Annotated in this window: 20 protein-coding genes; 10 read left to right on the top strand and 10 right to left on the bottom strand. The window is 68.5% G+C overall.

Annotated features, from left to right (window positions below):
- Positions 1 to 9: 9 nt before the first annotated feature.
- Both Q3A80_RS04605 and Q3A80_RS04600 read right to left on the bottom strand, forming a co-directional pair.
- Entirely contained in the window at positions 10 to 1317 is a 1308-nt protein-coding gene (locus Q3A80_RS04605; RefSeq protein WP_446327889.1) for an Nramp family divalent metal transporter, read from the bottom strand.
- Positions 1318 to 1409: 92 nt separating this feature from the next.
- A complete protein-coding gene (locus Q3A80_RS04600; protein WP_446327888.1) occupies positions 1410 to 1916 on the bottom strand; it encodes a low affinity iron permease family protein in 507 nt (168 codons plus the stop codon).
- 229 nt (positions 1917 to 2145) lie between these two features.
- On the opposite strand from Q3A80_RS04600, the gene Q3A80_RS04595 reads away from it, so the two are divergent.
- The gene (locus tag Q3A80_RS04595; protein WP_446327887.1) at positions 2146 to 3051 is read left to right on the top strand and encodes a manganese catalase family protein; all 906 of its coding nucleotides are present in this window, start codon (positions 2146 to 2148) and stop codon (positions 3049 to 3051) included.
- 4 nt (positions 3052 to 3055) lie between these two features.
- On the top strand, positions 3056 to 3235 hold the full coding sequence (locus Q3A80_RS04590) for a hypothetical protein (RefSeq protein WP_446327886.1): 180 nt from the start codon (positions 3056 to 3058) through the stop codon (positions 3233 to 3235).
- Positions 3236 to 3264: 29 nt separating this feature from the next.
- On the opposite strand, the gene Q3A80_RS04585 is transcribed toward Q3A80_RS04590, so the two are convergent.
- From Q3A80_RS04585 to Q3A80_RS04570, 4 genes are all read right to left on the bottom strand, one after another.
- Positions 3265 to 3543: a hypothetical protein gene (locus Q3A80_RS04585; RefSeq protein WP_446327885.1), complete on the bottom strand. Its 279-nt coding sequence runs from the start codon at positions 3541 to 3543 to the stop codon at positions 3265 to 3267.
- 118 nt (positions 3544 to 3661) lie between these two features.
- Positions 3662 to 5284, bottom strand: coding sequence for a chaperonin GroEL (gene groL / locus Q3A80_RS04580; protein ID WP_446327884.1), 1623 nt, complete (start codon positions 5282 to 5284; stop codon positions 3662 to 3664).
- A gap of 81 nt (positions 5285 to 5365) precedes the next feature.
- Positions 5366 to 5683: a co-chaperone GroES gene (locus Q3A80_RS04575; RefSeq protein WP_121857215.1), complete on the bottom strand. Its 318-nt coding sequence runs from the start codon at positions 5681 to 5683 to the stop codon at positions 5366 to 5368.
- Positions 5684 to 5846: 163 nt separating this feature from the next.
- The gene (locus Q3A80_RS04570; RefSeq protein WP_446327883.1) at positions 5847 to 6479 is read right to left on the bottom strand and encodes a diguanylate cyclase; all 633 of its coding nucleotides are present in this window, start codon (positions 6477 to 6479) and stop codon (positions 5847 to 5849) included.
- Between the two features lie 202 nt (positions 6480 to 6681).
- On the opposite strand from Q3A80_RS04570, the gene Q3A80_RS04565 reads away from it, so the two are divergent.
- Positions 6682 to 6975, top strand: coding sequence for a hypothetical protein (locus tag Q3A80_RS04565; protein WP_446327882.1), 294 nt, complete (start codon positions 6682 to 6684; stop codon positions 6973 to 6975).
- A 158-nt stretch (positions 6976 to 7133) separates the two neighbouring features.
- Here Q3A80_RS04565 and Q3A80_RS04560 read toward each other — a convergent pair whose 3' ends face one another.
- Together Q3A80_RS04560 and Q3A80_RS04555 are read right to left on the bottom strand one after the other, a co-directional pair.
- Positions 7134 to 7409: a hypothetical protein gene (locus Q3A80_RS04560; RefSeq protein ID WP_446327881.1), complete on the bottom strand. Its 276-nt coding sequence runs from the start codon at positions 7407 to 7409 to the stop codon at positions 7134 to 7136.
- 258 nt (positions 7410 to 7667) lie between these two features.
- On the bottom strand, positions 7668 to 7877 hold the full coding sequence (locus Q3A80_RS04555; RefSeq protein WP_446328128.1) for a hypothetical protein: 210 nt from the start codon (positions 7875 to 7877) through the stop codon (positions 7668 to 7670).
- 532 nt (positions 7878 to 8409) lie between these two features.
- On the opposite strand from Q3A80_RS04555, the gene Q3A80_RS04550 reads away from it, so the two are divergent.
- Positions 8410 to 9264 (top strand): helix-turn-helix domain-containing protein, encoded by an 855-nt coding sequence (locus Q3A80_RS04550; protein WP_059451105.1) that lies wholly within the window; start codon positions 8410 to 8412, stop codon positions 9262 to 9264.
- Between the two features lie 139 nt (positions 9265 to 9403).
- Complete coding sequence (locus Q3A80_RS04545) at positions 9404 to 11071, top strand: ATP-binding domain-containing protein (RefSeq protein WP_446327880.1); 1668 nt, start codon at positions 9404 to 9406, stop codon at positions 11069 to 11071.
- 73 nt (positions 11072 to 11144) lie between these two features.
- Here the strand turns inward: Q3A80_RS04545 and Q3A80_RS04540 are convergent, their stop codons facing one another.
- On the bottom strand, positions 11145 to 12704 hold the full coding sequence (locus tag Q3A80_RS04540) for a methyl-accepting chemotaxis protein (RefSeq protein WP_446327879.1): 1560 nt from the start codon (positions 12702 to 12704) through the stop codon (positions 11145 to 11147).
- A gap of 229 nt (positions 12705 to 12933) precedes the next feature.
- Here Q3A80_RS04540 and Q3A80_RS04535 point away from each other — a divergent pair, with 229 nt between their 5' ends.
- The gene (locus Q3A80_RS04535) at positions 12934 to 14448 is read left to right on the top strand and encodes an MDR family MFS transporter (protein ID WP_446327878.1); all 1515 of its coding nucleotides are present in this window, start codon (positions 12934 to 12936) and stop codon (positions 14446 to 14448) included.
- Between the two features lie 114 nt (positions 14449 to 14562).
- Here the strand turns inward: Q3A80_RS04535 and Q3A80_RS04530 are convergent, their stop codons facing one another.
- Positions 14563 to 15561: a quinone oxidoreductase family protein gene (locus tag Q3A80_RS04530; RefSeq protein ID WP_446327877.1), complete on the bottom strand. Its 999-nt coding sequence runs from the start codon at positions 15559 to 15561 to the stop codon at positions 14563 to 14565.
- A gap of 125 nt (positions 15562 to 15686) precedes the next feature.
- On the opposite strand from Q3A80_RS04530, the gene Q3A80_RS04525 reads away from it, so the two are divergent.
- The 4 genes from Q3A80_RS04525 (at position 15687) to Q3A80_RS04510 (ending at position 19062) form a co-directional block, all read left to right on the top strand.
- Positions 15687 to 16601 carry a LysR family transcriptional regulator gene (locus Q3A80_RS04525; RefSeq protein ID WP_446328127.1) on the top strand — a complete coding sequence of 305 codons (915 nt, stop codon included), beginning with the start codon at positions 15687 to 15689 and terminating at the stop codon, positions 16599 to 16601.
- 80 nt (positions 16602 to 16681) lie between these two features.
- Positions 16682 to 17242: an N-acetyltransferase family protein gene (locus tag Q3A80_RS04520; RefSeq protein WP_446327876.1), complete on the top strand. Its 561-nt coding sequence runs from the start codon at positions 16682 to 16684 to the stop codon at positions 17240 to 17242.
- A gap of 9 nt (positions 17243 to 17251) precedes the next feature.
- Positions 17252 to 18097: a MerR family transcriptional regulator gene (locus tag Q3A80_RS04515; protein WP_446327875.1), complete on the top strand. Its 846-nt coding sequence runs from the start codon at positions 17252 to 17254 to the stop codon at positions 18095 to 18097.
- A gap of 293 nt (positions 18098 to 18390) precedes the next feature.
- Positions 18391 to 19062, top strand: coding sequence for a lysoplasmalogenase (locus tag Q3A80_RS04510; protein ID WP_446327874.1), 672 nt, complete (start codon positions 18391 to 18393; stop codon positions 19060 to 19062).
- Positions 19063 to 19250: the final 188 nt, after the last annotated feature.

Raw genomic sequence — 19250 nt, 5'->3', positions numbered from 1 at the left:
CGCCATCGTTCAGTTCGCGCCGACATGCGCGCCGAGCGAGCCGACTGTCTGCACGAGTAACACGACGTTCAACGCACAGATCGCGACCGTCGCGGCGATTGCCGCACCGCGCGTCGCACGCCCGTTCGCGAACGCGCCCATGATGTCCCGGCGCCCGGTGAAGTAAACCAGCGCGAGCATCGGCACCGGCAATACGAACGACAACACGACCTGGCTGAGCACGAGCGCCTGCGTGGAGTCGACGCCGAGCCCGACGACGACGAATGCCGGCACCATCGTGACGAGCCGGCGCAGCCAGACGGGAATCCGGAAGCCGACGAAACCCTGCATGATCATCTGCCCGGCCATCGCACCGACGACCGAGCTCGATATGCCGGAGCTCATCAACGACACGAGAAAGCATGTGGCCGCGGCCGCGCCGAGCAACGGCGTGAGCGTCCGGTACGCGGTGCCGATTTCAGCGACGTCGCGATAGCCGGCGTGAAACGCCGCGCTCGCCATCACGACCATCGCCATGTTGACGGCGCCGGCCACGGACAACGCGACGACGACCTCCCGGTTGGAAAAACGCACCATCATCCGGCGCTGTTCGGTGTCGAGGCCGGTCACGCGCCGCTGCGTGAGCCCGGAATGCAGATACAGCGCATGCGGCATGATCGTCGCGCCGACGATGCCGACGGAGAGCGTCAGCGCCTCGCCGCGCGGCCATTCCGGCACGACCGCGTGCAGCCCGACTTCGGCCCATGCAACCGGCGCGATGAACATTTCGGCGAGATAGCACAGGCCGATTACGCCGACGAGCACGCCGACCGCGATCTCCATCGGCCGGAAGCCGTTGCGGTCGGCGAGCAGGATGCCGTAGGTCACGACGGCCATCACGCCCATGCCGGCGAGCGTCGGCAGCTTGAACAGCAGTGCGAGCGCGATCGCGCCACCGAGGAATTCCGCGAGCTCGGTCGCCATCGCGGCCAGCTCGCTGACGACCCACATGCCGACGACCACCGGCGGCGGGAAACACGCACGGCACAGTTCCGCGAGGTTCCGGCCGGTCGCGATGCCGAGTTTCGCCGACAGCGCCTGGAACAGCATCGCGATGACGTTCGCCAGCAACACGACCCAGAGCAGCGCGTAACCGTATTGCGCGCCGGCCCGGATGTTGGTCGCGAAATTGCCGGGATCCATGTACGCGACCGACGCGATGATCGCCGGCCCCGCGAACAGCAGCGCCGCCGCCGGCCCGCGCCGTCTGCCCGCGAAGACCTCGCGCATGCCGGTCGCGGTACGCTCCGTCAGCGCATTCCTGTCGAGCGTCGCCATCCGCCCTCCGTCGAGTGATCGGCGTCGCGCGCGGCACGGCCGATGCAATCCAAATGACAACCGCTTGTAAGCCCGGCAGCGCGTGTCGCCGCTCACGACACGCCGCTCGGCTCGTCCGCCGCATCGGGCTCGTCGCATGCCGCCGCCCGGCCGTCGACGGCGGCCCGCTTCGCCAGCTCGAGATACGCCTTCGCGAGACGGCGCAGCTCTTCCTCGGACGCATCCTCGATCCCGATCAGCTGATCGCTCGCGGAGCGCGTCGCCGCGACGAGTTCGTCGAGCTTCAGGTGCAGTGCGACGCTGTCGCGGTTCTGGTTCCGCTGCAGCAGGAACACCATCAGGAACGTGACGATCGTCGTGCCGGTATTGATCACGAGCTGCCACGCGTCCGAGTAGTGAAAGACCGGCCCGCACGCGAGCCACACGACCGTGATGGCCACCGCCGAACCGAACGCGACCGGCGAACCGGCCCATGCGGTCACGCCCGACGCGAAGCGCTCGAATGCACGCGTGACCGGATGCGCTGCCGGTCGCTCTTCGGCCGCATCGGCGCCGTGCTGGTTCGGTCTCCCGCCGCGTGAATCGTTGTCCTTTTGCATGTCGTCTCCGGAATCGAAAGTCGTCGCGGCGCCCGCGGTCCGCCGGCGCAGGTCTTGCGCAGCCGCACGGCGCAACCGCCCACGGGCCGCCCCACGTACCGCCCGGAGCGCCGAGCATCGTGCGTGCCCGGAGCCGCGGATTCGCGCTCGACGTCGTTCGCCGCGCGCGGGATCGCTTCGTGCTGGGTCGCCGCGGCGAATGTCGCGCAACCCCTTCTTTGGAGATGCCATGTTCATCCACAACACACGGCTTCAGTACACGGTGCGTGTCGACGCACCGAACCCCGGGCTCGCAAACCTGCTGCTCGAACAGTTCGGCGGACCGCAGGGCGAACTCGCCGCCGCGATGCGCTATTTCACGCAGGCGATCACCGAGGAAGATCCGGGCCGCAAGGACATGCTGCTCGACATCGCGACCGAGGAATTGAGCCATCTGGAGGTGATCGGTTCGCTGGTCGCGATGCTGAACCGCGGCGCGAAGGGTGAACTCGCCGAAGCGGTCGACGAACAGGCCGATCTGTACCGCAAGCTGCACGGCGCGGGCAACGACAGTCACGTGACGCAGGTGCTGTACGGCGCCGGCTCGCCGTTGACGAACTCGGGCGGCGTGCCGTGGTCGGCCGCGTACATCGACACGATCGGCGAACCGACGGCCGATCTGCGCTCGAACATCGCGGCCGAAGCGCGCGCGAAGATCATCTACGAGCGGCTGATCAACGTGACCGACGATCCGGGCATCCGCGACGCGCTGGGCTTCCTGATGACGCGCGAGGTGTCGCACCAGAAGTCGTTCGAGAAGGCGCTGTACGCGATTACCGCGAACTTCCCGCCGGGCAAGCTGCCGCCGGTCGAGCCGTACGATCGCGTGTATTTCCGGATGCAGCCGGATGCGGAACCGCTGGTCGGCCCGTGGAACCACGGCGGCGACCTCGAGATCCGTCCGGCCGAACCGGCCGTCGACGGCGGCACCGGCATTCCGGAAGGCATGCTGGAGCAACAGCAGGCGGACGCGATCGACGCGATGGCGCAGCGGCTCGCATCGGATCCGGACAGCGATCCGACGACCGGCGCCGAGCTCGGCGCCGGTGCGCCGGTCCCGCAGGACGGCGCCGCCGGCAAGCCGGACGGTGCATGAACGCGTGAACGTTACCGCCGGGCGCCCGCTCGCGGAGCCGGGCGCCTCGTCGTTCCCGAACGGAGAACGCAATGACCCTGACACGACCGCGGGCGACGAACGGTCGATGGGCTGGCCGCGCGGCGCGCATGCAGTGGAGGAACGGGCCGCGACGATGCTCACGTCGATGGCCGGCCACATCTGACGCAGCACACCCGGCGGATCGGCCCCGCGTCAGGTGCCCGCTTCGCCGGGATCGGGCTGATCGGCCATCAGGTACTGGATGACGAGCGTCGGATCGGCGACATCGAGAATCAGCCGGCGCGTCACGCGCTTGCGCATATGGTTGTCGTCGAGCGTCCACGGCGCGGCGGCTTCGCCGAGGTAACGCGCGATCGCCTCGCGATGATCGCCATCGGGCGCGAGCCCGAGCCGCGCCGCGAGCAGCCCGGCCACCACGTCGTCGATCTCGATCTCCAGCGGATGGGAATCGATCAGCAGTTCGAGTTTCATGATCGGTATCGCCAACTACGAAAAAGACGGCGCGCGCGCCCCCGCTGTCGCGCGCGCCGCACAGCGCCGCTCCGGCCAGCGGCGGATCGACACTCGCAGGCGCTGCCTGCGACGCGGGTCAGTAGCCGAGTTCGGGCGCTGCCGCCGGCGCGGCGCTTTCTTCCTTCGGCGCTTCGGCGATGGTCGCATCGGTCGTCAGCACGAGACCGGCGATCGACGCGGCGTTCTGCAGCGCGGTACGCGTGACCTTGGTCGGGTCGACCACGCCCGCCTCGACGAGATCGCCGTACTCGCCGGTCGCCGCGTTGTAGCCGAAGTTGCCCTTGCCTTCGAGCACCTTCGCGATCACGACCGACGGTTCGTCGCCTGCGTTCGACACGATCACGCGCAGCGGCGCCTCGAGCGCGCGCAGCACGATCCGGATGCCGGCATCCTGGTCGGCGTTCGCCCCCTTGAGGTCCGACAGCGCCGCGCGTGCGCGCAGCAACGCGACGCCGCCGCCGGGCACGATCCCTTCCTCGACCGCCGCGCGCGTCGCATGCAGCGCATCGTCGACACGGTCCTTCTTTTCCTTCATTTCGACTTCGGTGACCGCGCCGACCTTGATCACCGCGACGCCGCCCGCGAGCTTCGCGACGCGCTCCTGCAGCTTCTCGCGATCGTAGTCGCTCGTCGCCTCGTCGATCTGCACGCGGATCGACTTCACGCGCGCGTCGATGCGCGCCGCGTCGCCCGCGCCGTCGATGATGATCGTGTCGTCCTTGCGCACCTCGACGCGTTTCGCGCGGCCGAGATCGTCGAGCGTCGCCTTGTCGAGCTGCTTGCCGGTTTCGTCGGAGATCACCGTCGCGCCGGTCAGGATCGCGATGTCCTCCAGCATGGCCTTGCGCCGGTCGCCGAAGCCCGGCGCCTTGACGGCGGCGACCTTCAGGATCCCGCGCATCGCGTTCACGACGAGCGTCGCGAGCGCTTCGCCTTCGACATCCTCCGCGACGATCAGCAACGGCTTGCCGGCCTTCGACGCCGCCTCGAGAATCGGCAGCAGATCGCGGATGCTCGAGATCTTCTTGTCGTGCAGCAGGATCAGCGCGTCGTCGAGATAGGCGGCCTGCTTGTCGGGGTCGTTGATGAAGTACGGGCTCACGTAGCCGCGATCGAACTGCATGCCCTCGACCACGTCGAGTTCGTTGTCGAGCGACTTGCCGTCCTCGACCGTGATCACGCCTTCCTTGCCGACCTTCTCCATCGCGTCGGCGATGATCTTGCCGATCGCGTCGTCCGAGTTCGCGGAAATGGCGCCCACCTGCGCGATTTCCTTGTGCGTCGAAATCGGCCGCGACAGCTTGCGCAGCTCGTCGAGCACCGCGCCGACCGCCTTGTCGATGCCGCGCTTCAGGTCCATCGGGTTCATGCCGGCCGCGACATGCTTCATGCCTTCCTGCACGATCGCCTGCGCGAGCACGGTGGCGGTCGTCGTGCCGTCGCCGGCCACGTCGGCGGTTTTCGACGCGACCTGCTTGACGATCTGCGCGCCCATGTTCTCGAAGCGCTCCTTCAGCTCGATTTCCTTCGCGACCGACACGCCGTCCTTGGTGATCACGGGCGCGCCGAAGCTGCGCTCGATCACCACGTTGCGGCCCTTCGGCCCGAGCGTCACCTTCACGGCATCGGCCAGGACATTCACGCCCTTGACGATCCGGCTACGCGCGCCGTCACTGAATTTCACGTCTTTTGCAGCCATCTTGATTGCTCCGGATTGAGTCGTTGTACGAAATGCCGCGCACACCGGGCCCACGCCGGTGCCGCGCGGTCGAATCGGGTGTCAGGCCGCTTTCCTGGCGGCCTGCGATTCGGGTTCGAGTACGCCCATGACGTCCTCTTCGCGCATGACGAGCAGTTCCTCGCCGTCCACCTTGACGGTCTGGCCTGCATATTTGCCGAAGAGAACCTGGTCGCCGACCTTGAGCTGCAGCGGGCGCTGCGAGCCGTCCTGGAGCAGCCGGCCGCTGCCGACCGCGATGACTTCGCCCTGTTCGGGCTTTTCCGCGGCGGAGTCGGGAATCACGATGCCGGAGGCTGTCGTCCGCTGCTGTTCGATTCGCTTGACGATAACCCGGTCGTAGAGGGGACGAATCTGCATTTTCATCTCCTGAGCGATGAGATCACCTGAATAAGGGAATCCGGCGGCGCATGCACGTGCGAAGCCATGCTGCGCCGCCGTGCCATCGTTTGGCGAAAAGCGAAATAGTGGCGCCGATGCGCGCTTCAAGAGGCCGGCGACAATGCGTGTGTAACAAAATGTTTCAGCGCAGCAGGATGCGGCGAATCGCGCCGAGCCGGTAGAGCGTGCGGGGCGAACGATGTCGCGTCGGCCGCGGCAGAACGGGACACGGCGGCTGCCGGCCGCCGTCGGCCTCGAGCGTGTCGTCGGGCTCGTCGAGCGCGCGCCAGAGTCCGCCCTTGACGGGGCGAAACAGCCATCGCGCATAGCCGGTGCGCGCGGCCAGCTGCATCAGTTCGTCGCGATCGGGCGCGCCGTCCACGAGATGGCATTCGGCCGACGGGCCGCCGTCGTAATCGCCGAATGCCTGACGGCACGCGAGCGCTTCGCCGGCCGACGCGCCGATCGTGTTGCAGCCGCGCCGCTCGACGCGCTCGAGTTCCCACGCGCCGAGCCGCCACGCGGCATCGAGCAGCGTTTCGTCGACGGACTCGAGCGCCTGCCACGGCAGCTCGAACTGGATTGCGCTGCCGGGCACGGGGCGCCGCGGCAGCTCGATGCCGGGCAGCGCGAGCGGTGTTTCACGCAGAAAGCCATGCCAGTGCAGGATCGCGATCAGTGGCGTATTGACGCGTGCGGCGGCGGTCACGGTCACCGCGTAGAGCGGCAGTCGCACGGCCTCGATCTGCTCGTTCACGATGTCGAAAAGATCCATGAAACCTCCATTCGTCGTGTATCGAATGGCCCCTTGAAATTTGCATCGCCTGTCCTATTTTAGGTGTCGCTCAACGCAGCCGCGACTCGCGCGCTGCGAGTTTCGATGGGTTATCGCCCAGGCAGGCAGCGGCACGATCGCGCGCCGGTTCGTCGCGCGTCGTGCTGCCGCGTGCCCGATGCACTGACCATGAGAGACGACCATGCTGAGTCCACACGAATTCGCGACCTTGATGCTGATCCGTCATGCGCCGGATCAGCTGGACACGACCCGTGCCGAAATCGACACGCTGCTCGAGCGGCAATTGATCATGCTGGAACATCGCGCCGACGGACATCGTCGCGTGCATCTGACGCCGAGAGGCCGCACGCTGCTCGATGTGTTCGGATCGGGCAGTCACGGCCGCACGCGCCGCGACATCGACTATGCGCAAGCCGCTCCACCGCCGGTGCTAGCGGCCGCGGACGCGATGCACGGCGCGCAGCCGCAAACCTGACGCCGGCGGCAATACGGCCGACAGTGAACATGAGATGCCGCGTGCGGCGAGCGCGCACGCGACACGTACCGGGAACGACGGGCTGCGGATCGCAGCGCGCGATCCGGTACGGCAGGCAACATCCGGCGCGGCGCGGGACGGTCACGCCGCGGCCGGAATCAGTGGGAGTAGCGGCTCCGGGAACGGGCCGCGCGATCGAACGGCTGAAGTCGCGCAAGCTGCGCGATCGAGATCGACACGACTTCGAGCACGTGCCGGGCGATTTCGTCGTCCGCCATGCCCGCGCTCAGATACTGTTCGATACTCATCGTGCGGGGCGGATGGCTGCCCGCCTCTTCGTCGACGATGTAAATTTTGGCGGTACGACGTTCCGGTGACAACACGACCTGGACAGTTTTACCGTGAACCCGGGTCTGCATGCATAAGGTGGACATTCGCAGTCTCCATTGCTGCCTTCAATCGAGATCGAACGATACCTCACAATGTGGGACGTTAATCTACAAACTTCCACCAGTATTCACAACCGCAAAGAATCAATACAGATCGCTCGTACTGCACCGCGCCGCGCATGCGGCGCCCGACCGCACTTTCTCGCGCGACTGGAACGGCCGCGTCGATCCGCAACGCCCGGATTCTTCGCGGTGCATGCACGGCCGGTCGGCGGTGCCCGCGTTGCACGGGCAGGCCACCTGCTACGCGTAGCGGCTCAACCACTCTTCGGAGAATTTTTTCGCATAGGCGACGGCTTCGGCTTCGGTATCGAATTCGCCCAGCTTGCGGAAGGCTGCCTCGCGGCTGAAACCCAGCTTCGTGACCTCGACCTGGGCGGCGTACTTGCCGTCTTCCGTCACGCGCGGCTCGCAGTTCATCTCGTAGCCGCGCATCACAAATTTGTTCTGCATCGCTTCAACGCTTTTTTGAGACGGCGAAATCGTAGCATGGCGCTCCGCCGCTTTCACACCCGCTTCGGCGTGGCCGACCGCTGCCGCGTCATTAGAGTAAACCATCAGCCGATCCGCGTATAAGATGCGGCCCGTCCGGCTCCGCGTGCAGTGCCATGTAAAAATTTGTCGCGGGCGCGGGTCGCGCGATGCCGCCGTCCGGATCGCCGCCGCGCCCTGCGCTGGTGCATCGCGGCGGCCGCGCGGGGCGATTACGCGCCGCCCGGCAAGCAATCGTGTCCGCTCACCCGACGATCACCGCCTGAAGGTTGCGAACGGGCCGGCAGCACCCGGCACACGCGGCCGGGCGGACGTAACGTCATGACACACCTTTCACAGAAACGCACCGTTCGCGACATGGAATGACAGCCGTTTTGCGGTAAAGTTATCTTTTCCGCGCGTGGCCGGTCGGCTCGCCCCTGGACGTCGCCAAGACTGTCCGCCGAGACTGCCGCAAGGCGTCGTTCTGAACGTCACGATCCGTTCCCGCAGCATGACCACTGAAGCAATCACCACGGATTCCCTCGCGGTTGCCGAGCGCGTGCGCGAGCTGATGACCCGCAATGGCATCGGCAAGCGCCAGCAGACCACCGAGCTGTGCCGCATCCTCGACCTGAGCTTTTCGCAGGGCCACCGCAAACTGCGCGGCAGCAGCCCCTGGACGCTCGCGCAGATCAAGAAAGTCGCCGAAGCGTACGGCGAGCCCGCCGCGCAACTGTTCGGCGCGCAGACGCTCGACCCCGGCATGGTCGGCGCGTATTCCCAGGAAGCCGTGCTTTATGCCGGCGTCGCCGAAATTCCGTGCACCGCATGGATCGGCGCGCCGCTCGAAGCCGGCGCGCGTCCCGAGTTCGTCGCATACGAGCAGAACGGCCGCTGGCGCGTGCTGCGCCACACCGGCGTGCTGTACCAGAACGCGTACGACGTGCACAAGATCGAGATCTATCCGCGCCGCGCGGAGAGCGACAAGCTCGTCGTCGCGGTGATCGATCCCGATCGCGTCAGCGCGACCGAGCTGTGCCGCTATCTCGAACGGCAGGGTTTCGCGACGGCCGCGTTCGACGGCCTCACGCCGTTCGTCGATGCACTGCAGGGCCAGGCGTTCGACGCGGTCGTCACCGAATGGCTGTTCGACGACAGCACGGCCGCCACCGCGATCAAGGCCGTGCGCACGTCCGACAATCCGGGCGCACCGATCTTCGTGCTGACGGGCGACCTGCTCACCGGCCGCGCGAGCGAAGCGGACATCAGCGAGGTGATCCGCGCATTCGACGTCGTCTGCTACGAAAAGCCGGCGCGCATGGCGATCCTCAGCGCCGATCTCGCGAAACGGCTCGCACGCGGATAAGTCCGCGGGCAAGTGTAAGTTCGCCGCGCCGCCATCCGTCGAGCAGATGGCCGACGAGCGCGCCGCGCGGCGGTCGTGCACGGGTTCCTCAGTACAATAGCCGGACCCCGTTCACGACCGGCATCCGCCGCCCGACTTCATGGCCCGCCTGATTCCCGACGACTGGAAAAGCCTCGCCGCCACCGGCGCGGCCGAACGCGAGCGCGAGACGCTCGCCGCGCTCGAACACGCGCTGCCCGACACCTACACCGTCTATCACGGCGTGCACTGGACGCGCGCCGACGAAGGCTATTCGGTGTTCGGCGAAGCCGCGTTCGTCGTCGTGAGCGCGGCCGGCCGCGTGCTGCTGATCGAACAGAAGGCCGGCTTCCTGCGCGAAACGCCGAAGGGGCTCGTGAAGGTCTATCTGCAGAAGGAACGCAACGTCCCGATCCAGCTCGCGCGCACGCAGGAAACGCTGCACCGGCGCCTGACCGCGGCGCTCGGCGCGGGCGTCTACGGCGTCGACGCGCTGCTGTACTGCCCCGACTACTCGATCCGCGACACGGCGATCGCAGGCGTCGCGGCCGACCGCATCGTCGATGCGTCGCGCAAGGCGCAGCTCGCGCAGGTGATCCAGCAGATCCTGCCCGAGCACGACGAACCGCTGCCGAACGCGGCGAAGCTGCATCATTTCCTTGCCGACGAACTCGCGCTCACACCGGACACGAGCGCGCTCGTCGGGCAGGCCGGCACGCTCGTCACGCGGCTGTCGGGCGGCCTCGCCGCATGGGCGCGCCAGCTCGAGTTCACGCCGTTCCGGCTGCGCGTGACCGGCACCGCCGGTTCGGGCAAGACGCAACTCGCGGTGCAGGCGATGCGCGATGCGGTCGCCGCAGGCAAGCGCGTGCTGTACGTGTGTTTCAACCGGCCGCTCGCCGACTACATCGCACGCATCGCGCCGCCCGGCGCGAAGATCGCGAACTACCATCAGCTGTGCGACTGGGTGGCCCGCGACGGCGGCTATACGCCCGACTTCGACGCGCCCGGCGCGTTCGAGCGGCTCGAGGCGCGCTTCGCGCAAACGCCGGTGACGGAGCGCTGGCGTTTCGATGTGCTGATCGTCGACGAAGGCCAGGATTTCCACGCGCCATGGGCGGCCGCGCTGGAGCGCCTGCTCGCACCGGACGGCGCATGGTGGTGGCTCGAAGATCCGCTGCAGAACCTCTATCTGCGCGAGCCCGTCGCGCTGCCCGGCTGGGTCACGCTGAAGGCGCTGACGAACTACCGCAGCCCGCGCGACCTGCTCGAATTCGTGCGCGACGTCGTCGGCCGCGTCGAGCCGCTCGCGGCCGAACTGCGTTCGGGCAGCCCGTTCGACGGTTCCGATCCGTCGGTGTCGTCATACGGGGAGGATGGCGCGTCGGGCGACGCACTCGCCGAAGCCTGTATCGACGCGACCAAGCGCGCGATCACGCACGCACTGTCGCTCGGCTTTCGCAAGCAGGACATCGCGGTGCTGTCGTATCGCGGCCGCGAAAGCTCGGTGCTCGCGCCGCTCGACCAGCTCGGCCCGCACCGGGTCAAGCGCTTCACCGGCAAGTACGATTTGTTCGGCAACCCTGAATATCGCGAAGGCGACGTGCTGCTCGATTCGATCTACCGGTTCAAGGGGCAATCGGCGCCGTGCGTGATTCTCACGGAAGTCGACTTCGACACGCTCGACGCGCGCGCGGCCCGCAAGCTGTTCGTCGGCGCGACGCGCGCGACGATGAAGCTGCTGCTCGTCGCGTCGGCGCGAGCGGCCGCGCAGCTCACGGCCGGCTGACACTACGCACGGCTGGCAACGGCGGCAACGACTGACCGACCGCGGCACCCGCCGTGGCCGGCCGCATGCCGCATCAGGCCACGCGGAACGCGCCCACCGCGCGGCGCAGCCCGTCCGCCTGCTCCTCGAGCGACGCCGCAGCCGCCGCCGCCTGCTCGACCAGCGCCGCGTTCTGCTGCGACACCTGGTCCATCTGCGATACCGCACGGTTCACCTGTTCGATCCCGTCGCGCTGCTCGTTCGACGCGGCCGCGATTTCGGTCATGATGCCGGTCACGCGGCCGATCGCCTGCTGGATGTCCTGCATCGTCGCGCCGGCCACGCCGACGAGCCGCGAACCCGTCGCGACACGCTCGACCGACTCGCCGATCAGCGTGCGGATTTCCTTCGCGGCCGATGCCGAACGCTGCGCGAGCGTGCGCACCTCGCCCGCGACCACCGCGAAGCCGCGGCCCTGCTCGCCTGCACGCGCGGCCTCGACCGCCGCATTCAGCGCGAGGATGTTGGTCTGGAATGCGATGCCCTCGATCGTGCCGATGATGTCGGCCACCTTCTGCGAACTCCGGTCGATCTCGTTCATCGTGCCGATCACTTCGCCGACGACCGTCGCGCCGCGCGTCGCGATCTCGCTCGCATTGTCCGCGCATGCCTGCGCCTCGACCGCGTGGTCGGCGTTCTGCTTCACGGTCGCCGTCAGCTGCTCCATGCTCGCGGCGGTCTGCTGCAATGCGGACGCCTGTTCCTCGGTACGCTGCGACAGGTCGGTATTGCCGGCCGCGATCTGGTGCGTCGCAGTCGAGATCGCTTCGGATCCCTGACTGACCTGACGCACCGTATCGGCGAGGCTGCGCTGCATGCCGGTCACGCCCTTGACCAGTTCGGCCATCTCGTCGCGCGACGACCAGCGCACTTCCGACGTCAGGTCGCCGTCCGACAGCCGGCGGAAATGCGACAGCAGCCGGTTCACCGGTTGCGTGATCGCGAAATGCAGGCCGACCGCGCAGCCGAGACACGCGGCCAGCCCGAACGCGATGCCGGCGAGCGCGCCCGCGCGCATCCAGCCGTAATACGTCTGCGCGGTGTCGTACACGTCCTTGCCGCGCGCCGACTGGTACGCATCGAGCGCCTCGGTCGCCTGCGTGAGCGCGACCGACAGCGGCGGCGCGACCGTCATCAGCAGCCGGTCGGCGTCGTCACGGCGGCCGGCGCGGATCGCGTCGATCAGCGGTTTCAGCGCCTGTCCGATCAGCGCCTGGCGCGCCGCGTCGAGCCGGGTCGCGAGCGGGCCTTCGTCGCCGTCGTGCGGCATCGCCGCGTAGGTCCGCCACGCGCCATCGGCCTTCGCGAGATAGCCTTCGGCCTTCTTCACGAGATCCGGCACGTCCGGCGCCTCCGGATGCAGCAGCGCGCGGTCGAGCGTCGTGCGCACGATCGTCAGGTTCAGGCTCGCGGCGGACAGGGCGGTTTTCGCGGCCAGCTGGCGCGTATAGGCCTCGTCGAGCGCACGGTTCGAGCTCTGCATGCCGGCGAGGCCGATCAGGCCCGACACGACGAGCAGCACGGCGACGAGACCGAGCGTGGAGAAAATCCGCGTACGGATCGAGAAACGGGAAAACAGGGCGTTCAGGTTCATGACGGCACGTGAGCGATGAAAACGCCGCGGCAATCGGTCCGCGGCCCCTCTTTATTACGGTTTGCCTGCAAAAAACTTGAGCCTGTCCCTCTTTCGGGCTGATCGCGATCAAATTCGGGGCCCCGCAATCTGCTGTTACCGCTGCAACAATTCAAGGCCTGACAGAAATTGACCAGGCAATCAATTGGCTCTATATTTCGGGCAATTCCCTGCCATGGCAGATATTCCGATGAGATCCGATACCCTCCTTGCTCCGCCGGCCGCCGACCCGGCCCGCCGCGACGCGCCGACCGGCCTGATCGTCGCCGCGCTGCTGCTCGTCATGCTGCTGTCCGCGCTCGACCAGACGATCGTGTCGACGGCATTGCCGACCATCGTCGGCGAGCTCGGCGGCCTCGACCAGTTGTCCTGGGTCGTCACCGCCTACCTGCTGTCGTCGACGGTCGTGCTGCCGCTGTACGGCAAGCTCGGCGACCTGTACGGCCGCAAGATCGTGCTGCAGGCCGCGATCGTGCTGTTTCTCGTCGGCTCCGCACTGTGCGGCATCGCGCAGGACATGACGCAGCTGATCGTGCTGCGCGCGCTGCAAGGGCTCGGCGGCGGCGGGCTGATGGTCGTCACGATGGCCGCGATCGGCGACCTCGTGCCGCCCGACCGCCGTGCGCGCTATCAGGGGATGTTCGGCGGCGTGTACGGCCTCGCGACGATCGTCGGGCCGCTGCTCGGCGGCTTCCTGGTCGAACACCTGTCGTGGCGCTGGATCTTCACGATCAACCTGCCGCTCGGCTTCGTCGCGCTCGCGGTGATCGGCATCGCGTTCCGGCCGCATGCGGCACACGTGAAGCACCGGATCGACTACATGGGCGCCGCGTTCCTCGCGACCGCCCTCACCTGCGTGATCCTGTTCACGAGCGAAGGCGGGTCGCTGCTGCCGTGGTCGTCGCCGCAGCTGTGGATGACGCTCGTGCTCGGCCTGGTCGCGGTGGGCGGCTTCGTGTACGAAGAGCGGCTCGCAGCCGAACCGATCATGCCGCTCGAACTGTTCCGCCAGCGCACGTTCGTGCTGATGAGCCTGATCGGCTTCGTCGTCGGCATCGCGCTGTTCGGGTCGGTCACGTTCATTCCGCTCTACCTGCAGGTCGTGAAGGGCTCGACGCCGTCGCAGGCCGGGATGCAGTTGCTGCCGATGATGGGCGGGATGCTCGCGATGTCGGTCGCAAGCGGCCGGCTGATCTCGCGGCTCGGCACGTATCGCCCGTTCCCGATCGCGGGGACGGCGATCGGCGGCGTCGCGATGGCGCTGCTGTCGACGCTGTCGCTCGATACGCCGCTGCACACGATGTATGCGTACATGGCGCTGCTCGGGATCGGGCTCGGCATGGTGATGCCGGTGCTGACGCTCGCGGTGCAGAACACGGTCGAATTCCGGCACATGGGCGTCGCGACGTCGGGCGCGACGCTGTTCCGCTCGATCGGCGGCTCGCTCGGCGTCGCCGCGTTCGGCGCGCTGTTCTCGCACGGCCTGCAGTCGCGCATCGCGCAGACGCTGCCGGCCGGCACGGACCTGCCTCCCGCGCTGAGTCCGGCCGCCGTGCACCAGTTGCCGGATGCGGTACGCGACGCGTATCTGCAGGCGTTCGCCGGGTCGCTGCATGTGGTGTATCTGTCGGCGGCGGCGGTGATCGCGATCGCATTCGTGCTCGCGTGGTTCGTCGAAAGTACGCCGCTGCGCAAGCAGCATTGATCGTCGATCGCCAGCCGGCGGGCAGCGTCGTGCCGCCGCCCGCCGATCGGTACTCGCGGCCGCCCCGCCCGCGCGTTGCGCTCGCCGCGGAGGTCGCGGCCGCGCGCGCCGTCGTCACGGCACCAGCACCACCGCGCCCGTCGTCTGCCGCGACTCCAGCAACCGGTGCGCGTCTGCCGCCTGTTCGAGCGGCAGCCGCGCACCGATTTCCACATGCATCCCGCCCGCGAGCCGCTCGAGCGTCGCGCGTGCCGCTTCCCGATAACCGTCGACGTCACGCGCGATGAAGCCGAGCACGCTCGGCCGCGCCAGCGCAATCGAGCGGGCCGGCCCCAATTCGTCGAGATCGATCGCCTGCCGTGCGCCGATCGCGGCCACCTGGCCGATGCTCGCGACCATTCCGAACGGCCGCACCGCGCCCAGTGTGCGCGTCAGCACGTCGCCGCCGATCCCGTCGATCGCATAGTCGACCCCGGCGCCGCCGCCGAACGCGCGGGCCGCCGCGACGAAATCCTCCTCCCGATAATCGACCACCGCTTCCGCGCCATGCGCACGCACCAGCGCGGCCTTCGCGGCCGAGCCGACCGTGCCGATCACCCGCGCGCCGAGCGCGCGCGCCCACTGCGTCGCCAGCAATCCGACGCCGCCGGCCGCCGCCTGCACGAGCACGGTGTCGCCGGCGCGGACCTGCCGCACGCGGTGCAACAGCATGTAGACGGTGATCCCTTTCAGCAGCCCAGCGGCGGCCGCGTCGTCGCTGACGCCGTCGGGCACGGGCACCACACGCTCGGCGGGCAGCGTGCGGATGCTCGCGTAACTGCCGGTCGGCAGCCCCGCATACGCGACGCGCTGCCCGGGCACGAGCGCCGTCACGCCGGGCCCGACCGTGTCGATCACGCCGACCGCCTCGACGCCGAGCGCGTCCGGCAGCGCCGGCAACGGATGCGCGCCGGCGCGGAAATAGATATCGACGAAATTCACGCCGACGGCGGTCTGATGAATCCGCACTTCGCCGGCACCGGGCGGCGCGACGGGTGCATCGACGCGGCGCAGCACGCCGGCATCGCCGTAGCGGTCGATCCCGATCCGGATGGCGGTGGCAGGTTGGGTCATGACGTTCCTCGCAATCGAATGAAGTGACACGATCATCCCATCGTGCATAATCGACCGGAATTCCTGCTACACGCCCATTTACTGTGCAAAATTCGACCGATCCGATGGCCGCATCCGGCCAGCCGATGAGCTGGGACGACCTGCGCTATTTCCTCGCCGTGATGCGCGGCGGCAGCCTGTCGGCCGCCGCACGCGCGCTGCAGGTCCAGCATTCGACGGTCGCGCGGCGCATCGACGCGCTCGAGTCCGCACTGGGCATCAGGCTGTTCGACCGGCTGCCGCGCGGCTGGCCGCCGACCGACGAAGGGCTGCATCTGGCCGAGCATGCGGGCCGCGTCGAAGCCGACGTGCATGCGTTCGCGCGTGCCGCGCAAGGAGCGGCGGCGTTAGACGGCGTCGTGCGCGTGTCGGCGTCGCCGGTGTTCGCCAGCCACTTCCTCGCGCCGCGGCTCGCTCGCGCGCAGCGCGCGTGGCCCGCACTGCGGATCGACCTGATGGGCGAGATGCATGCCGCCAACCTGTACGCGCGCGAAGCCGACCTCGCGGTGCGCCTGTCGCGGCCGAGCGAACCGGGGCTGGCCGCGCGCCGGCTCGGCACGATGCGCTTCGCGCTGTGCGCGTCGCCCGACTGGGCCGCCGCGCCGCCCGACACGTGGGCGTTCCTCGGCTACGACGACGCGCTCGCGCAAATGCCGCAACAGCAGTGGCTCGAGCGCTTCGCGGCCGGCCGGCGCTTCGCGTTCATCGCAAACGATCTGGCCGCGCTTCATCGCGCGTGCGTCGCCGGTGCCGGGATTGCATTGCTGCCGCGCTTTCTCGTCGACACTGCGGCGGCAACGGCGGGCACCGACACGCCGGCTTCGGTCGATCCGTCGTTGTCGGCTGCCGCACCGCTCGTCGAACTGACGTCCGTGCCGCGGTGCGATGTCGAGCGCGAGATCTGGCTCGTCGTCCACCCGGACGTGCGCCGCTCGCCGCGCGTGCAGCGCGTCGCGGATGCGATCGCCGACGCGGTGCGCGACGCGGACGGCCACCTGTAGCCGCGCGGCGCCGCAGCGATGCTTTACCGCGCCGCCCCGCGCCCGGCATAGTAGCGATTTCGTCCGCCCGCACAGCCGCCATGCCTGCCGCTCCCGCCTGCGTCGTCCGCGACGCGACCGATGCCGATCTCGACGCCATTCACGCAATCTACGCGCACCACGTGCGCCACAGCGTCGCGTCGTTCGAGGAAATACCGCCCGGCGTCGACGAATTGCGCGCCCGCCGCGCCGCGGTGCTGCGCGACGGGCTGCCGTATCTCGTCGCCGAACGCGACGGCCGCGTGGCCGGGTACGCGTATGCGACGCCGTATCGCACGCGCAGCGCATACCGCCACACGATCGAGGATTCGATCTACATCGACGATGCGCAGCGCGGCCGCGGCATCGGCCGTGCGCTGCTCGCGGCGCTGATCGAACGATGCGAGGGCGGCCCGTGGCGGCAGATGATCGCGGTGATCGCCGACGGCGGCACCGGCGGTTCGACGGCACTGCACGGTGCGTTCGGCTTCGAGCCGGCCGGCGTGCTGAAAGCGGTCGGTTTCAAGCACGGCCGCTGGATCGATACCGCGCTGATGCAGCGCGCGCTCGGCGACGGCGCCCGCACGCTCCCCGCCTCGCCCGAGCCTGTCGCGTCGCGCTAGAATGGCCGCATGTCAAAACAGACTCGAACCATGCCAGACGAGGCCGCCGCGGAATCCCGCAACGAGTACACGGTCGACGAACTCGCGCGCGTGTCCGACACGACCGTGCGCAACGTCCGCGCGTACCAGGATCGCGGGCTGCTGGCGCCGCCCGAGAAACGCGGGCGCGTCGGCATCTACGACGACACGCACGTCGCGCGGCTGAAGCTGATCAATCACCTGCTCGCGCGCGGCTACACGCTGTCGAACATCCAGGACCTGATCATGGCGATCGACGAAGGCCATGACCTGCGCTCGATCCTCGGCCTGGAAACCGCAATCGGCGGCCGCTGGTCGCACGAACTGCCGAAGACCTATTCGCTCGCCGCACTCGCGCAGATGTTCGGCCCGCAGACGGCGTCGCAACTGTCGCGCGTGACCGAACTGGGGCTGCTCGAACGGCGCGGGCTGTCGTTCGTCGCGAAAAGCCCCGCGCTGCTCGAAGCAGCGGCCGCGATGACGAAGGAAGGCATTCCGCCGCGCGAACTGCTCGACGTGATCAGTCTCGCGCGGCCGCACTTCGACGCGATCGCGCGGCTGCTCGTCGATCTCGTCGTGAAGCGGCTCGATCGCTACGACGAAGGTTCGCTGCCGCCGGTTACCGACGTGCCCGCGCTCGTCGATGCGATCTGGCGCCTGCGCCCGCTCGCGGCCGTGTTCGTCGAAGGCGAGACGAACCGCGCGCTCGAGAATGCGGCAAGCGCGTATCTGGGCGGCCGCGTCGCGACGATCCTCGACAGGAAGCTCAGCGACGAAGCCGCGCGACAGGGCGGCGGACCCGGCAAGCCCGATACGTCCGACCGGTCCGATAGCTGAGCAACGGCAACGCGCCGGCACGCGTTCGAACGTGCGTGTGCCGACCCACGGCCAGGCGGGCCAATGACGATGCCAATCCCGCGACGATCGCGCACCGAACCGAAGTCGTTGCCGCGGTCCGGCCGGTGCCCGCGCGCGAAAGCCTCCATGCGCGGGCGGCATCGCCCCTTCGCCGTCGCGCCCTAGAGGGATTCGCCGGTTTTCCCGCCCGCGTTCTTCCGGATAATGACCTGCACCCGCGCCTCCACCGGCGCGCCGCGACCGCAGACAACAACAATCCGGAGACACCCGCGTTGATCGCCACCCTCCCCGCCACTTATCGCCGGCTCTGGCCGCTCGCCGTCGCCGCCGCGCTGCTGTACGGACTGTCGCTCGCCGCCGCGCCCTATCCCGGCCAGGCCGCCGCGAAGGCCGCGATGGGCACCCTGCTGCTTGCGGCCGGCAGCACCTGCGCGGCGCCGCGCGAACGCGCGTGGCTGTGCGCCGCGCTGGCCACCGCCGTCCTCGGCGACGTGCTGCTCGCGTTGCCCGACTGGCCGCTGTCGTTCGTGCTCGGTCTCGGCGCGTTCCTGCTCACGCACCTGTGCTACTGCGCAATCTTCTTCCGTTGGCGCGCGCGGCCGCATGGCTGGCGCATCGTCGCGCTGATCGGACTGTGGATCGCCGCGCCGGCGTTCTACGCGGCGTTCCTTCCGCACCTGCACGAATTGCTCGTGCCCGTCGCCGTGTACATGCTCGTGCTGTGCGCGATGGCGAGCTTCGCGCTCGCGGCCCGCACCCGCGGCCCGCTGGTCGCCGTCGGCAGCCTGATCTTCGTCGGCTCGGACACGCTGATCGGCGTCGGGCGCTTTCTCGGCGGCTTTCCCGGTATCGACTATCCGATCTGGGGCCTGTACGCGCTCGCGCAGGTCACGATCGTGGCCCGGGTTTTCCATGAGACGGCGGCCCGCTCCATCCGTCCCTGATTGTGTTTCAAACAGGCCGGCGCGCATCGGCGGCCTGATCGCTTTCATCTCCCGCCCTGCCGACGGCCCTTTGCGAGCATCCCGCAATGCGGAAACCGTGTCGTTCCAAACCCCGCTCAGCCTTTTCCCGCGCGGCTTCCGGCCCTTAGAGCACCGCTTCTAGGCTCTTGCGGTTTCCGGGTTCACCC

This window comes from Burkholderia sp. SR8, assembly GCF_052851275.1.
This window is presented reverse-complemented; position numbering and strand designations above follow the sequence as displayed.